The organism is Bacillus cereus group sp. N12 (genome assembly GCF_016483575.1).
In the GTDB taxonomy this organism is placed as follows: domain Bacteria; phylum Bacillota; class Bacilli; order Bacillales; family Bacillaceae_G; genus Bacillus_A; species Bacillus_A toyonensis.
The window spans coordinates 27,408-43,154 of the sequence record NZ_JAEHBO010000011.1; the positions used below are offsets into that span (position 1 = coordinate 27,408).

A 15,747-nucleotide genomic window follows, 5' to 3' on the forward strand; every position below is an offset into this window, starting at 1 on the left:
AATTTTCGGAATATTGACACTTTTTTTATCAGGGGGAGTTTCTATGAAAAAAACTACATCTACACTACTGAGTATGGCGCTCGTCTTTTCCAGTTTTGGAGCTTTAAGCGCCCATGCTGAATCACTGCAAAAAGAGAAGCAATTTAGTCCACAGTTAAAAACAAACATTACACAATGGGGAGAAAATAAAATTGCGCAAAATGTTGAAACAAAAACATCAAAAAAAATATCTGTCATTGTAGAATTGCAACATGCTCCACTCGCTTCACAAAGTAACATTCAACATGCTCCAGATTTACAAAATAATAATGCCCAGTCTTATCATGCGCAACTAAAAAAAGCACAAGAAGATACTACTAAGAAAATAAAAGAAAAAGCACCGAAAGCAACGATAAAAGAAACGTATAGTACGTTATTTTCTGGGTTTTCTATCTCTATCCCAGGGGATCAAATTACCGCTCTAGCTTCTTTACCTGAAGTAAAAGCAATTTATCCAAACTTAACATACAAATTACATGAAACGTCAAAAAGTCCGGCTAATCAAGAAACACCAAATATTGGAGGACCGACAGTTGGTGCGCCTGAAGCTTGGAATTTAAAAGATCCGACTGGCAAACCACTTGATGGAAAAGGAATGAAAGTCGCTATTATCGATTCAGGTGTAGACTATACACACCCTGATTTAAAAGCAAATTATATCGGCGGCTATGATACAGTCGATGAAGATAATGATCCGATGGACGGAAACGTACACGGTACTCATGTTGCTGGAATTATCGCTGGTAATGGAAAAATAAAAGGGATTGCTCCAAATGCCTCTATACTTGCTTACCGTGTCATGAATGATGGGGGTACTGGTACAACCAAAGATATTATTCAAGGTATTGAGCATGCTATTCAAGATGGTGCCGATGTTTTAAATCTATCTCTTGGTCAAGATTTAAATGTACCCGATCAACCTGTAACAATGACGCTAGAACATGCGGCGAAACTTGGTGTTACTGCGGTCGTATCAAATGGAAATGATGGACCCAAACCTTGGTCTGTAGATGCACCTGGGAATGCAAGTAGTGTCATCTCTGTTGGAGCATCTACAGTTTCTATTCCATTTCCAACATTCCAAGTAGCTGGTTCCAATAAATCTTACCAAGGATTACCGTTATCAAAATCGGATTTCCAAGTAGGAAACGATGCCCAGCTTGTATATGTTGGATACGGTAATCCAAGTGATTACGCTAAACAAGATGTAAAAGGTAAGTTCGCGCTTGTCTTACAAGGGACTTCGAGCACGTTAGTAAAAGCAAAACAAGCTGGCGCTCTCGGCGTGCTACTAATTTCTAACGAAAAAGAAATTAATATTATGCCAGAATATTTTGGTCGTGAAGAAGTAGCTCTTCCTGTTATGCAGCTATCCAATACGAATGGCGAAGAGTTGAAAAGTTTAATTACAAAACGAAAGAAAAATATAAAAATTGGACAACCAAAACAAACAGAACTTATTGGTAATTTTAGTTCAAGGGGACCATCACAAGGAAGTTGGCTTATAAAGCCTGATGTTGTTGCACCTGGCGTACAAATTACAAGTACAGTACCAAGAGGTGGCTATGAATCTCACAATGGGACAAGTATGGCTGCGCCGCAAGTAGCTGGAGCCGTTGCTCTATTACGTCAAATGCATCCTGATTGGACGACAGAACAATTAAAATCATCTCTTGCCAATACAGCCGAAACATTAAAAGACGTAAATGAAAACACATATCCTGTTATGACACAAGGATCGGGCTTAATTAATATTCCAAAAGCAGTAAAAGCGGACGCATTAGTTACACCAAACAATGTAAGTTTCGGTCTAATTAAACCAAATAGCGGAAAAGTAAAATTAACACAAAATATTACATTACAAAATCTTTCTAGCAAAAAGAAAAACTTTTCAACTCGCATTGAACTATTAGATACAAAAACGAAAGTTCAAACTTCTTTCGCTTCTTCTGTGAGCGTAAAACCGAATAGTAACATAGAAAAACCTTTTACCATTACTGTGGATAGTTCTTTGCCACAAGGTGTATATACAGGGAATGTATATGTAAAAGAACAAGGTAAGACAGAAGAAATACGTATTCCATTTACATTTAGCATTGATCCAAAAGAATACAAACGTATTGATGGCCTTGAAATTGTTAATTCTACTTTCAGTCCAAATAATGACCAAATACTAGATGACAACCTTATCAATTACTATTTAGTTACACCCGTTGAGGATGTAACGTTTCACGCTAATTTAATTACGAAAGACCGAGTAACCTATCAAGGTATCGTTTATCAAGGTAAAAATGAAACACCAGGTTATAAATCTTTCAAATGGAATGGTACAAAAGTTGGTGGATCCCCTCTGCCTGACGGCTTATACCAAATTGAAGCTGTTGCTTCTAATTCTGGTGGAGAAACGAAACAAACAGGGGCTGTGTTTGTCGACCGCACTGCACCTAAATTAACACACGAAGTTGATCAAGAAAATCTCATAATTAGAGGGAAAGTAACTGATATACTGTTAGATTGGATGACAGAATCCGGATGGGTTGCTCCAGGGCATCCTGTCACGATACAGTATGAAATTAACGGGAATGGTACATGGGAAAATGCATTCCTGAACCATTGGGAGAAAAACTACGAAATTTATTTCGATCGTAGTCAATTACAGCAAGGAAAGAATACAATTCACATTGTAGCAACTGATGCCGCTGGAAATACATCTAATTTGAATGTTGATTTAGAAGTGAAATAATTAAATTATTGTTGACAATCTTTTAAAAATAGTTTTATAATACGAAACATAGTTTAGTTGAACGAATTATATATCGGCTTTGAAGGAATACTAGTAGCGACTTATATCCCTGTCTCAGAGAACTGATGGTTGGTGTAAATCAGTACATATACAAGCGTGAATTACAATTCTGGAGCTTCTTTCCCGTAGTGCACATAGTGCATGAAGAGGAAGACGGATCTTTCCGTTATCTTAAAGTGAGTGGTAAACAATTTTTATGTTTACAATTAGGGTGGTACCGCGATTTTTATCGTCCCTATCGGATTTTCCGATAGGGGCTTTTTTGCGTCCTTCCCTTTTATACAACTTCATATATACGCATTGAAAGAATCGCAGTAGTATATTATATCCCTGTTACAGAGAGCTAGTGGTCGGTGGAAATTAGCACATATATAAGTACGAATTACAATTCTGGAGCTTCTTTTTCGTAGTGCTTTTATGCATGAAGGAAAAGACGGAGTTTTTCCGTTATCATGAATTGAGATGTAAGTGTATTTTCACTTACAAATAGGGTGGTACCGCGATTCTTTCGCCCCTATCGGATGTTCCGATAGGGGCTTTTTCTATTTCTCAAAGAAACAAATATTAAATAATTCCGAATCTTATGATAAAATTTTATAAGCGCTTACAATTTGAAAGGGGGTGATATAAGCTATACGAAACTCATATTCAATTTTATAGAAAACAAGGAGGATGTCTAAATGACAAAGAAAATAGAAATCCCATCGCATTTAAAACCATTCGTATCCACACAACATTATGATCAATACACACCGGTGAATCACGCTGTGTGGCGTTACATTATGAGACAAAATCATAGCTTCTTAAAAGACGTTGCCCATCCAGCCTATGTGAATGGACTACAATCATCTGGTATTAATATAGATGCAATTCCAAAGGTAGAAGAAATGAATGAATGCTTAGCACCAAGCGGCTGGGGAGCTGTAACAATTGATGGCCTTATTCCTGGCGTCGCATTTTTCGATTTTCAGGGGCACGGATTACTACCAATTGCAACAGATATTCGTAAAGTAGAAAATATCGAGTACACACCAGCTCCAGATATTGTACACGAAGCGGCAGGACACGCACCGATTTTACTTGATCCTACATATGCAAAATATGTGAAACGTTTTGGGCAAATTGGTGCAAAAGCTTTCTCTACAAAAGAAGAACATGATGCATTTGAAGCTGTTCGTACATTAACGATTGTCAAAGAAAGCCCTACTTCTACTCCTGATGAAGTTAAGGCTGCTGAAAATGCTGTAATTGAAAAACAAAACTTAGTTTCTGGTTTATCAGAAGCTGAACAAATTTCACGTCTTTTCTGGTGGACAGTGGAGTACGGATTAATTGGAAATATTGACGATCCAAAAATTTACGGTGCTGGTCTTCTTTCCTCTGTCGGCGAAAGCAAACATTGCTTAACAGATGCTGTAGAAAAAGTTCCTTTCTCAATTGAAGCTTGCACAGGGACAACTTATGATGTGACAAAAATGCAACCACAGCTATTTGTTTGTCAATCATTTGAAGAGTTAACTGAGGCGCTTGAGACGTTCTCTGAAACGATGGCATTCAAAACAGGTGGCACAGAAGGATTAGAAAAAGCAATTCACTCCGAAAATCATGCCACAACTGAGTTAAGTAGCGGATTACAAATTACGGGTACATTTACAGAAACAATTAAAAATGATGCCGGCGAAGTCATTTACATGCGAACAAGCTCTCCAACTGCATTAGCAATTCATAATAAGCAGTTGGCAAATCATTCTACCTCTGTACACAGTGATGGATTCGGGACACCGATCGGATTACTAAATGGTAATATCGCACTAGAAGATTGTACAGAAGAAAAGTTACATTCATTAGGCATTACAATTGGAAACAGCGCAGATTTTACTTTTGCAAGTGACATTCATGTAAAAGGAACAGTAACTGATATTGTAAAGAATGATAATAAAATTGCCCTTATCTCGTTTATAGATTGTACAGTTACTTATAAAGATCGTTTACTATTTGATGCTTCATGGGGCGCATTTGATATGGCTGTTGGCTCACAAATCACTTCAGTATTCCCAGGTGCCGCAGATGCAGCAGCATTTTTCCCAATGGATGAAGAAGTTCAAGAAATTCCTGCTCCACTTGTACTGAATGAACTTGAACGTATGTATCAAACAGTTCGAGATATTCGAAGTGAGGGGATTTTACACGACGCGCATATCGATCAATTAGTAGCAATTCAAGAAGTATTAAATACATTTTATGCGAAAGAATGGCTGCTTCGCCTTGAAATATTAGAATTACTTTTAGAGCATAACAAAGGGCATGAAACATCTGCAGCATTACTACATCAACTTTCTACTTTCACAACTGACGAAGCTGTAACACGCCTTATTAACAATGGTCTTACGTTACTTCCAGTAAAGGGTGTGAGAAATGATACTAAGATTAACTGAAGAAGAAGTTCGCGAGGAGTTATTGAAGGTAGATAAATGGATGGTAAAAGATGAGAAATGGATTGAACGAAAATATATGTTTTCCGACTACTTAAAAGGAGTCGAATTTGTCTCTGAAGCCGCCAAACTATCAGAAGAACATAATCACCATCCATTTATCCTTATCCAGTATAAAGCAGTTATTATTACTTTGTCATCTTGGAATGCAAAAGGTTTAACGAAACTAGATTTTGAGCTTGCAAAACAATTTGATGAACTATTTTTACAAAACGAAAATGCAATTATAAGAAAATAAAAAAAGAGAAGCCTTTTTAGGCTTCTCTTTTTATTTTGAAATGGATACAATGTCCAAATGGATCCTCGACTTGTAATATTCCATCTTTGTACGTAGCAATTTTGCCAATATTTTTTAAGCTTTCACATACTTGCTCTTTTTGTTTTTCATCCGCTAGTACAATTGTGAAATATTTCAAACCAACAGAACCTGGCATTTGCGGTGGTACCCCTTCACCTTGCCACGTATTTAAACCGATATGATGATGATAACCACCTGCTGATACGAACAACGCTCCATTACGAGCTGGGATCGTTATTTCAAAACCAAGACCATCAACATAGAAACGTTTCGCTTCCTCTAAATCAGCTACATGGAAATGAATATGCCCCATCACAGTACCAGCTGGAAATCCATTCCATGTACTTCCTTGCTGTAATAATTCTTCACCAGCTAACGGGTTACTAACAAATGGGAGTTCTCCATTCTCATCACGCCAAACTTCTTTTTGTCGATCATGATAAATTTCAATCCCGTTTCCATCTGGATCAGCTAAATAAAGAGCTTCACTAAAGTAATGATCGGCTCCACCATGTAGTGGATATACCATCTCTACAAGATGACGAAGAACATTCGCTAAATCCTGCCTACTTGGTAATAAAATTGCGTAATGATATAACCCTGTTCTTGCTCTTTGCTTCGGAAAAGCTTCTTTCTTTTCTTCAATGATAAGAAGTGGTTCATCATTTTCATTCCCAAATGTAACGACTGCTTCTTCTTCTTTTAGCACCTTCATACTTAGTACTTCCGTATAAAACTCTAGTGATTTCTTTACATTAGATACGTATAAATGAACAACATCAAGTGTTGTATCGGGATGAAGTTGAAAACTCATCTTGTTAGCCCCCCCATTTAAATTAATTCTTCTTTGACATTTTTTCTTTTAAGAAATTATCTACAAAACCATCAGCTTTTGCAACAAATAAGTATGCACCCATTGCTAATAATGCAAGTTCTAATTCGAAACCAGGATTTTTTCCATCTCCCAATAAACCAGCTGACCATTTCACTTTTACGATTGCCCCAACCATAACAAGTGCAAATAATAATCCAATATATCTTACACCTAAACCTAGAATTAATAATAGGCCTCCAACTAATTCAAATGTTGCTACACCGTATGCCAGTCCTCCTGGTAAACCAATGCTTGTAAACCATCCTGCAATATTGTCAATTCCTGATTGGAATTTTGTTAAACCGTGCATAAAGAACGTTACCCCTAACACGATACGAATAATTAAGTTACCAATATGTTGATTCATTTCTTTCTCTCCTTTATAGTTTTCTTATACAAAACTTTTATTCATATTAAAAAACATACACTAATTTTTTTTATTCGTCAATTCATTTTCATTGGGAAAAAATATATTTTTTTTGCTATGATACAAATAGTTGTTTACAAAAAGGAGCTTGATTTTATGAATATTGGTTCTGCAATACGTGAAATTCGTCAACGTAGAGGCATAACAATTGCACAAATTTGTGAAGGAACAGGTCTTTCTAAAGGCTTTATGAGTCAGGTTGAAAATAATAAAACATCACCATCTATCTCAACGTTAGAAACGATCTCAAATTTTTTAAACGTTCCCCTTCCCTATTTATTGTTAGAACAAAAAGATCGATTGAAAATTATTAAAAAAGAAGAACGAAAATACAGTGTATACGGCAAAGATGAGCAAAGAATTGAACATGTTGCGGAGCAAGGTGGCCTTCGCCTGAATCTCGTAGAAATTCCTGCCGGGTTTCCGAAAGAAAACTCACCAAATGCCCATGAAGGTGAAGAGTGCCATCTTGTATTACGCGGAAAGCTAGAAGTTCAACATGGTGAAGATATTGCAATTGTAGAAGAAGGTGATTCTTTCTCTTGGAATGCATGCGTTCCACATATTGTTCGTAATGTAGGAAAAGAATCCGCACTATTACTTATCTCTAGTCATGCGGAGAATCGAAAACGCGTTTACTAATCAATAAAAAAGAAGCCTGCTTCAAACAGGCTTCTTTTTTATTCTCGTATAATCCCGTAACTTGTCCCAACTAGCACCGTCTTTTCATGTTGATTGCGATAAACTGATTCGATTGAAACTTTTTTATACCCTTCCATTTGCTCTATATTTGTTAAAGTTAATTCACAAGTAATCGTATCCCCTGTAAAAACTGGTCTAATAAACTCACTTACTAATTCTCTTGCTATGTAATGTAACTCTTCGCCTACTTTCGTTCCAATGCTAGCAGTCAATAAACCATGAACCATTAATCGGCCATTCTCATCATATTCCATATGATGTCTCCCTTTATCACCTGTAATATTTGCAAATTCGAAAACTTCTTCCTCAGTAAATCTTCTTTCATATTTAAATACTTCCCCAACTTTTATACTCATTTTTATCCCCCTAATAATAAACTGAATTTTCTTTCATTTTATCATGAAATGAGTCTTAATTCATTTTCTATTACAAAAAATAATTAGAAATACTTATAACTGTATTTCTTTACTTTTCACCCATTTACCGATGACCATCTCTTTTTGCGATTTGGTATCCATAATACGCACATGTACCATTTCTGGATAACTCTCTAACTTCAAATCCACAACTTCTATAAAAATCAAAATTGTTCGCAGATGTATGTGCAAACCAATCACCATGGGGAAGCTTTTGTAAACAAAGAGCTACAAGTTTCTTACCCAATCCTTTCCCCCTATACTCACACTTCACAACCAAATTTACTATGTTAGCAACCATCATTTGATCAGAAATCACTCTAACCATCGCAACCATTTCTTCTTCATCCCAAATTGTGAAAGCCCATGTTGAATTTTCAAATGCAAGCGTAAATTTTTCAATTTGCCAAGAAGGGATATTATCATTACTCCAACCGGCATCTTCAAATAAAGTTTTAATTGCATATGCTGGTACTCCATTCGTTCCTTCACGGATAATAAGCCCATTATGGTAAATATACATGTAATCCCCCCTTTATTTTTATATACCATTCTTCAAAAGATGCAATTTACCTTTTTTCATCCAACTCGCTTAATCGAATAAACAAGAACATCCATCCCCTGAAATGAAGTTGTTTTCTCATAACTAAGCCCTGTTTTTCTAGCAACAAATATTGAGGCGGGATGGTTCGGATTAATAAGAGAAATTAATTTATTCATTTGTAATGCTTGGAAACCGTAGTCTCGAAATGCCGCAGCTGCTTCTTTCGCATACCCTTTTCCCCAATACTGAGGAAGTAACCAATAACCAATTTCAATTTCCTCTTTTCCATCTATCTTCTGCTTTACTAGTCCCGCATGACCAATTCGTATTCCCGTTTCCCTTTCAATCATTACAAATAAACCGAGACCATTTTTATAATTAGGAATTACCCACTCCTCCAAGCTTTTTTTGCATTGCATATATGTTTTTAACGTCCCATTTCCAATATAGCGCATTACCTTCTCGTTTCCCCATAGTGAAGCGTAGAACTGTAAATCATCCATTGTATATTTGCGAACTTGTAAACGATCTGTATGAAACATTTCTGCACTCCTTCCCACTAATGTGTTCTTTATTTCACGACCATATTTTACATGTATAATAAGTATTACTACCTATTATAAATGAACGAAACAAAAAATGCAGAATGTTCATTCTTTTACCCGATAAAAAAAGCAGTAGACAAATATTGTCTACTGCATCCATATCATAACTAGCACAAAGAAAACTACAATTGAGGGGGGTGTAGGATTTTCAAATATACTAGATACTTATCCCGTTCTAACGGGCGGTAAACTTTTCAATTATTTGAAAGTGAAAAGTTTACCGCACATAAGAACTTTTGCGGTCATTAAGAGAGCACTGTTAAGTAATCAAACACACGCTGTGCTTTTTCTCCACCCATTCGCGCATGTTGAAGAAGGGAAATACCATGTGGGCCAGATGCACGTAATGCTTCTGGTTGTGCTACTAAAATAGCTTGTACAACTTCTAACTCTCCAAGCATAGCTGCAGCAAAAATATCCATGCGAGCACCCTTTTCCAGTAAATAAAGAGCAATATCTTTACGACCTACATGTGCCGATGCTCCTAAGGCACTTTCCCAATCTAATCCGCCCCAATTGTAAGAGGCATGAAGTAAGCTGGGCGATTCAACCAACAGTTCCTGTACTTTTTCTAAATTTCCGTGAGCTGCCATAACAAATTCTCTTACTAACTCAGTGGTAATACGCTCTTCTGTATGCATCGCTCTTCTCCTTTTTTAGAAATTCGTTTCGGTGTAAAAAATGGTTTGTCACTTCCTTGAAAAATATCCACTTCTATACCAAATACATATTGAAACATTTCATGACATAATACTTCTTCTGGTACACCGTCATACTGAATCTCCCCTCGCTTTAATACGAGTAAACGATCACTATATTGAGTAGCTTGGTTAATGTCATGTAAAACCATTACAATTGTCATACCAAACTCCTCATTTAATCGTTTCACAAGTTCCATTACTTCCAACTGATGAACGATATCTAAAAAAGTTGTTGGCTCATCTAATAATAAAACATTCGTGCGTTGTGCTAGCGTCATTGCAATCCAAGCACGCTGCCTTTCTCCTCCTGATAAAGATTGTAAAAGACGATATTCATACCCTTCAAGATTTGTAACAGACAATGCCCAATTAACAATTTCTTCATCTTCTTTATTTAAGCGAACACTCCATGATTTATGGGGGCCTCTTCCAAATTCAATTAATTCTTTCACTGTTAAATCTAATTGATGATCATGCATTTGTGGTAACATCGCTAATTGCTTCGCTACATCGGCACTCTTCATCGTATGAATATTTTTCCCATCTAAAATGATTTCCCCTTCGCTTTGTTTAAGTAGCCTTGCCATTAAACGAAGCAAAGTAGATTTCCCCGATCCATTCGGTCCAATTAAACTAACAACTTCTCCAGCTTTAATATGTACATTCATATTTTGCATTTGAAATCTTTCAGAATGTGCGTAAAACACTTTTTCAACGGAAATCACGTTGTTTTCCTCCTCTATGAATTAAATATAAGAAGAACGGACCACCTAAGAAGGATAATAAAATACCAACAGGCAATTCGATTGGATCGAACCAACTTCGAGCTATCGCATCCGCAAAAACAAGTAATACCCCGCCGCCAAGACATGATAGAGGCAGCAAATATTTATAATCATTTCCAACTAATAAACGTAGCATATGCGGTACAACAAGACCGACAAACCCAATAAGTCCAGAAACACTAACTGCTATTCCAGCTAATAATGTACTTACTACGATTAAATAAAAACGACTTTTTTCCACGTTATGTCCTAATAACTTTGCCATTTCATCTCCAAGCATTAATAATCGAATATGCTTAATACCAAAGAAGGCTAATATAATAGCAAATATCGCATAATAAATAATCATATTTAAATGTGCCCAGCTTACACCACCAATGCCACCAGCTAACCACGGTAAAACAGATTGTACTTTGTCACTATGTAATAACATTAATGCTGACGTTGCAGCACCAATCAATGCATTAATCGACACACCGACTAAGACAATTCTTGAAGGTGGTGCCCCTTTTTGCCATGATAAAGCATAGATGACCATTGCTGTGATGAAAGCTCCTAAAAACGCCCCTAGCGGTAAAAAAGCCATGTGCTGAGGAAATAAAATCATAATTATAATTGCTACAAGACCCGCTCCAGATGAAACCCCGATAATACCAGGGTCTGCAAGAGGGTTTCTCATAACCCCTTGCAATAATGCACCTGATGCCGCTAAACACGTTCCTACTATAAATCCAACGAGCACCCTTGGTATACGAAGATCCCATACAATTCGATGAACTATCGAACCTTCATCTTGCACCCCTGTTAGGATGTCTCGTAAAGAAAAGGATAAACTTCCCGCGAAAAGACCGTAAAAAAGACCTAGAATCGTTAATACGACTAAAATAACTGCTATTCCCCATCTTTTTTTCGCAAAAGGATGTTCCTTTTCTCTTACTACTTCATTACTCTCCATACTTATCATTTCCTTACATCTTGTATACTTTTATACATAAAGTCCATAGCTTCTGTTACTTTTGTTCCAGGATTTGATCCAAATAAGTCTGGTGGTAAAATAACTACACGATTTTGTTTTACTGCATCTAAATTTTTCCACGCTTCATTTTTCATCATTTCGCCTTCAAATGCTTTTTTCACGCTATTCGGGTCTCCGTGTGTAATTAAATAAATTACATCTGGATTCGCCTCAATAATACGTTCTACACTTAGCTGTGCATATTGCGGATATTCTTTCATTTCTGGAAAACCAGCTGCAATATTTTTTCCGCCCGTTTTCTCTAAAATGTCACCTGACAGAGATGTTGGTAATGCTGCTAAATAAGTTCCTGGTGCTCCATACACTAGCAATGCTTTCACATCACTCTTTTTCTCATATTTCTTCATTTGATCATTCATTTTTTGATTCAGTTCTTTTGCTTTATCTTCTTTCTTCATTACTGCTCCGTATATTTCAATATTCTTTTGAATATCTTGTACAGAATTTGCAGTAGAAATGACTACTTTCGTCCCTTGACCTTCAACCGTTGGAACATTCTTTTGGAATCCATTGTTAGCAACAAGTACATCTGGCTTTAAGCTAGCAATTTGCTCAAAATTCGGCTGATGTGCATTCCCAATTACTTGCGCTTTCTTTAACTCCTCCGGAAGAGTTAATTTCGTATCTGGACGACCTATAATCTTTCCGCCTAAAGCATGAATAATATCCATATCACCCATACTTAATGTTGCAAAGCTCTCTGGTGTTTTATCGAATGTTACCTTTCTTCCCGATAGGTCGGTAATTTCGATTTTTTCTTTTCCTTTTTCTGTTTTGGTTGCAGATGCTTTGTCGTTTCCCTTTGCATTGCAACCTATTAATAAGAAAAATACAGATAAAATCGCTGTAAATAGCGTAATAGACTTTTTCATTCTTCCACCTCTAATTGATAATGAAAATCATTAACTGCTATTCTACTTTAATTGATAAAGATTATCATTGTCAACAAAAACGCATACATTTTCTTCAAAAAAAACAAAAAGCGCTACAAAAAGATCCTTTCTTTTTGTAGCGCTTTATTTAATACTATTACTCACATTCATTTTCCTCCAACTGGTCACGCATCACTTTTACACGCTGAAAGAAAAAGAACGATAAACTTAAAAATATAACGATGCTCCCCATCATAACAAAAAATTGTATCGTTTCTTTTGCTCCATTCGGAATCAATAAGCCAACCATTAACAATGTGCTTACAGCGAGAAGGATCTGTCCGAACCGAGTATAATCTTCTATTTTCCCTTGTAATTCTTTCATCATATTCTCACTCCTCCATTTCACTGTATCATATTCTATGAAACTGAAAGACAAGTAAATGCAGCCATTCGGGGAGATGTTTTCCAAAAGAAAAAGAGCCGCTTAATTGCGACTCTTTCCTATCTATTCCACACCTTTATATGCTTCCATATAAATTTCTTTCAACTCTGAAATGAGCGGTAATTTCGGATTAGCTGTTGTACATTGGTCTTCAAAAGCCCGTTCTGCTAATACTCCAACAACCTCTTCAAATTTCTCTTTATCGACTCCTTGCCCCATAATACTCATATTAATATTCAAGCTTTTTCCAAGCTCAATAATTGCTTGGACAAGTGATTCCACCCCTTCTGCTGCCGAACTTGCTGGAAGCCCGAGCATTCTCGCTATATGTGCATATCTTTCATCTGCCACAAAGTACTCATATTTTGGGAACAATGCGTGTTTTCTTGGCTTAATAGCATTATAGCGGACTACGTGCGGCATTAGAATGGCATTTGCGCGTCCGTGCGGAATATGGAATTCTGGTCCAATCTTATGTGCTAAGCTGTGATTAATACCGAGGAAAGCATTTGCAAATGCCATCCCTGCAATTGCAGAAGCGTTATGCATTTTTTCTCTTGCTTCTTCATCATTTCCATCTTTATATGCTCTCGGTAAATATTTGAATACGAGATCAATAGCTTTTAATGCTAATCCATCTGTATAGTCATTTGCCATAACAGACACATACGCCTCAATTGCATGTGTTAAAACATCCATACCAGTATCTGCTGTTACATGTGGTGGTACTGTCATTACAAATTGCGGATCAACAATCGCTACATCTGGTGTTAATTCATAATCTGCAAGCGGATACTTTATATTATTTTTCTTATCTGTAATAACCGCAAATGGTGTCACTTCTGACCCTGTTCCTGATGTTGTTGGAATGGCAACAAACTGCGCTTTATTTCCTAATTCCGGATATTTACATGTACGTTTTCTTATATCTAAAAATTTCTGTTTAATGCCATAGAATGATGTTTCTGGATGCTCATAGAATAACCACATCCCTTTTGCCGCATCCATAGCTGAACCGCCACCAAGTGCAATAATCACATCAGGCTTAAAACTTCTCATCATTTCCGCACCTTTAAAAACAGTTTCATCTGACGGATCTGGCTCGACCTCAAAGAACACTTCAACTTTCACATCATTTGCATGCTTACGTAAATAGTGCGTAACTGTGTCTACATAGCCGTGCTCAACCATTCCTGGATCCGTTACAATAAATGCGCGTGAAATGTTAGGCATATTTGCTAAATACGCCGTAGCATGTTTTTCAAAATAAATTTTTGGTGGCAACTTGAACCACTGCATATTCTTTTTTCTATTTGCCAGCCTTTTTATATTTAATAAATGAGTCGCTGTTACGTTTTGAGAAACTGAGTTTTTCCCGTATGAACCACAACCAAGTGTAAGCGATGGAATAAACCCATTATATATGTCACCTATTCCGCCTTGTGATGAAGGTGCATTTACAATAAGACGGCAAGCTTTCATACGTAAACCAAATTGTTTTTGTACTTCTTTATTTGTAGAATGAATGACTGCTGAATGCCCTAAACCTCCAAGATTCAACATTTCTTCGCAATATGTAAATCCTTCTTCTAATGAATTCGCTTTTACACAAGCTAATACTGGGCTCAGTTTCTCACGAGATAGTGGATACGCTGCCCCAATTCCTTTAATTTCAGCTACAAGTATTTTTGTATGTTCAGGCACAGTCATCCCAACTAATTCGGCAATATACTGTGCAGATTTCCCTACAATATCACTATTTACTGCACATGTATTTTCATTTATAACGAGCTTTTCTAATTTCTTTCTCTCTTCCTCTGTTACAAAGTAACAATTATTTGCAATCATTTCTGTTTTAACATCATCATAAATTTCTTTATCGATAATGATTGCCTGTTCCGATGCACAAATCATACCGTTATCAAATGTTTTCGATAAAATTAAATCATTAGCAGCTCGTTTTACATGTGCTGATTTCTCTATATAACACGGTACATTACCAGGACCTACACCTAGTGCTGGTTTACCAGTAGAATAAGCCGATTTCACCATACCAGCGCCTCCAGTTGCTAGAACGAGTGCGACACCATCATGGTTCATTAATTGTTTCGTTGCTTCGACAGATGGTCTTTCAATCCATTGAATACAATGCTTTGGCGCACCCGCCTTCACCGCTGCATCATATACTGTTTTGGCCGCTGCAACGGAACAATTTTGTGCAGAAGGATGAAATGCGAAAATAATTGGATTTCTCGTTTTTATCGCGATTAATGCTTTAAACATTGTTGTTGACGTTGGATTCGTTACTGGCGTTACTCCAGCTACTACACCGACTGGTTCCGCAATTTCTATTATTTCTTCATGAGGATCTTCATGAATAACTCCTACCGTTTTATCTTGCTTTATACTATGCCAAATATATTCAGTGGCAAAAATATTTTTTATGCATTTGTCTTCATAGACACCACGGCCTGTTTCTTCAACAGCCAATTTTGCAAGCGACATATGTTGATCAACACCTGCTAGTGCCATTTCATGAACAATGTTGTCAATCTGTTCTTGTGTAAAACTTTCTAATGCTTGTAAAGCTTCTTGACCGTTATTTACTAACGTATCAATCATCTCTTTTACCTCTTGCATTTCATTTACAACTTTCTCTTTGACTACCATGTAAATTTCCTCCTATTCTGTTATCACGGTCTTTATAT

Annotated in this window: 15 protein-coding genes and 2 other annotated features; of the genes, 4 read left to right on the top strand and 11 right to left on the bottom strand. The window is 36.7% G+C overall.

All coding sequences use genetic code 11. The features are described 5' to 3' along the window. Window positions 1-43 precede the first annotated feature (43 nt). The 3 genes from JDS92_RS08520 to JDS92_RS08530 all read left to right on the top strand — a co-directional run bounded on the left by JDS92_RS08520 (window position 44) and on the right by JDS92_RS08530 (window position 5,572). The gene (locus tag JDS92_RS08520; RefSeq protein ID WP_199631812.1) at window positions 44-2,782 is read left to right on the top strand and encodes a S8 family serine peptidase; all 2,739 of its coding nucleotides are present in this window, start codon (window positions 44-46) and stop codon (window positions 2,780-2,782) included. A 70-nt stretch (window positions 2,783-2,852) separates the two neighbouring features. Beyond that, window positions 2,853-3,082, top strand: a binding site (T-box leader). Between the two features lie 51 nt (window positions 3,083-3,133). Beyond that, window positions 3,134-3,361: a binding site (T-box leader), on the top strand. 161 nt (window positions 3,362-3,522) lie between these two features. After that, a complete protein-coding gene (locus JDS92_RS08525; RefSeq protein WP_199631813.1) occupies window positions 3,523-5,277 on the top strand; it encodes an aromatic amino acid hydroxylase in 1,755 nt (584 codons plus the stop codon). Then, window positions 5,258-5,572 (top strand): 4a-hydroxytetrahydrobiopterin dehydratase, encoded by a 315-nt coding sequence (locus tag JDS92_RS08530; protein ID WP_199631814.1) that lies wholly within the window; start codon window positions 5,258-5,260, stop codon window positions 5,570-5,572. The genes JDS92_RS08525 and JDS92_RS08530 overlap by 20 nt, the downstream gene beginning before the upstream one ends. A 16-nt stretch (window positions 5,573-5,588) precedes the next feature. Here the strand turns inward: JDS92_RS08530 and JDS92_RS08535 are convergent, their stop codons facing one another. Next, a complete protein-coding gene (locus JDS92_RS08535; RefSeq protein ID WP_000009832.1) occupies window positions 5,589-6,446 on the bottom strand; it encodes a VOC family protein in 858 nt (285 codons plus the stop codon). Between the two features lie 22 nt (window positions 6,447-6,468). Continuing rightward, complete coding sequence (locus JDS92_RS08540) at window positions 6,469-6,873, bottom strand: DoxX family protein (protein ID WP_001071553.1); 405 nt, start codon at window positions 6,871-6,873, stop codon at window positions 6,469-6,471. 156 nt (window positions 6,874-7,029) lie between these two features. Between JDS92_RS08540 and JDS92_RS08545 the strand changes: the two genes are divergently transcribed. Then, the gene (locus JDS92_RS08545) at window positions 7,030-7,575 is read left to right on the top strand and encodes a helix-turn-helix domain-containing protein (RefSeq protein ID WP_199631815.1); all 546 of its coding nucleotides are present in this window, start codon (window positions 7,030-7,032) and stop codon (window positions 7,573-7,575) included. 38 nt (window positions 7,576-7,613) lie between these two features. Here JDS92_RS08545 and JDS92_RS08550 read toward each other — a convergent pair whose 3' ends face one another. The 9 genes from JDS92_RS08550 to adhE form a co-directional block, all read right to left on the bottom strand. After that, a complete protein-coding gene (locus JDS92_RS08550) occupies window positions 7,614-7,991 on the bottom strand; it encodes a hotdog family protein (protein ID WP_000025016.1) in 378 nt (125 codons plus the stop codon). Window positions 7,992-8,115: 124 nt separating this feature from the next. Beyond that, window positions 8,116-8,574 (bottom strand): GNAT family N-acetyltransferase, encoded by a 459-nt coding sequence (locus tag JDS92_RS08555; RefSeq protein ID WP_000276121.1) that lies wholly within the window; start codon window positions 8,572-8,574, stop codon window positions 8,116-8,118. Window positions 8,575-8,630: 56 nt separating this feature from the next. Next, a complete protein-coding gene (locus JDS92_RS08560; protein WP_000469138.1) occupies window positions 8,631-9,137 on the bottom strand; it encodes a GNAT family N-acetyltransferase in 507 nt (168 codons plus the stop codon). A gap of 308 nt (window positions 9,138-9,445) precedes the next feature. Then, window positions 9,446-9,841: an ankyrin repeat domain-containing protein gene (locus tag JDS92_RS08565; protein WP_199631816.1), complete on the bottom strand. Its 396-nt coding sequence runs from the start codon at window positions 9,839-9,841 to the stop codon at window positions 9,446-9,448. After that, entirely contained in the window at window positions 9,808-10,626 is an 819-nt protein-coding gene (locus JDS92_RS08570; protein WP_000626361.1) for an ABC transporter ATP-binding protein, read from the bottom strand. The genes JDS92_RS08565 and JDS92_RS08570 overlap by 34 nt, the downstream gene beginning before the upstream one ends. After that, window positions 10,613-11,641, bottom strand: a complete 1,029-nt coding sequence (locus JDS92_RS08575; protein ID WP_141555917.1) for a FecCD family ABC transporter permease — start codon at window positions 11,639-11,641, stop codon at window positions 10,613-10,615. The genes JDS92_RS08570 and JDS92_RS08575 overlap by 14 nt, the downstream gene beginning before the upstream one ends. Window positions 11,642-11,646: 5 nt before the next feature. Continuing rightward, window positions 11,647-12,594, bottom strand: coding sequence for an ABC transporter substrate-binding protein (locus JDS92_RS08580; protein ID WP_000748487.1), 948 nt, complete (start codon window positions 12,592-12,594; stop codon window positions 11,647-11,649). A gap of 157 nt (window positions 12,595-12,751) precedes the next feature. Continuing rightward, window positions 12,752-12,979 (bottom strand): YrhC family protein, encoded by a 228-nt coding sequence (locus JDS92_RS08585; protein ID WP_033657341.1) that lies wholly within the window; start codon window positions 12,977-12,979, stop codon window positions 12,752-12,754. A 123-nt stretch (window positions 12,980-13,102) separates the two neighbouring features. Then, window positions 13,103-15,709 carry a bifunctional acetaldehyde-CoA/alcohol dehydrogenase gene (gene adhE, locus JDS92_RS08590; protein ID WP_000260456.1) on the bottom strand — a complete coding sequence of 869 codons (2,607 nt, stop codon included), beginning with the start codon at window positions 15,707-15,709 and terminating at the stop codon, window positions 13,103-13,105. Between the last annotated feature and the right edge of the window lie 38 nt (window positions 15,710-15,747).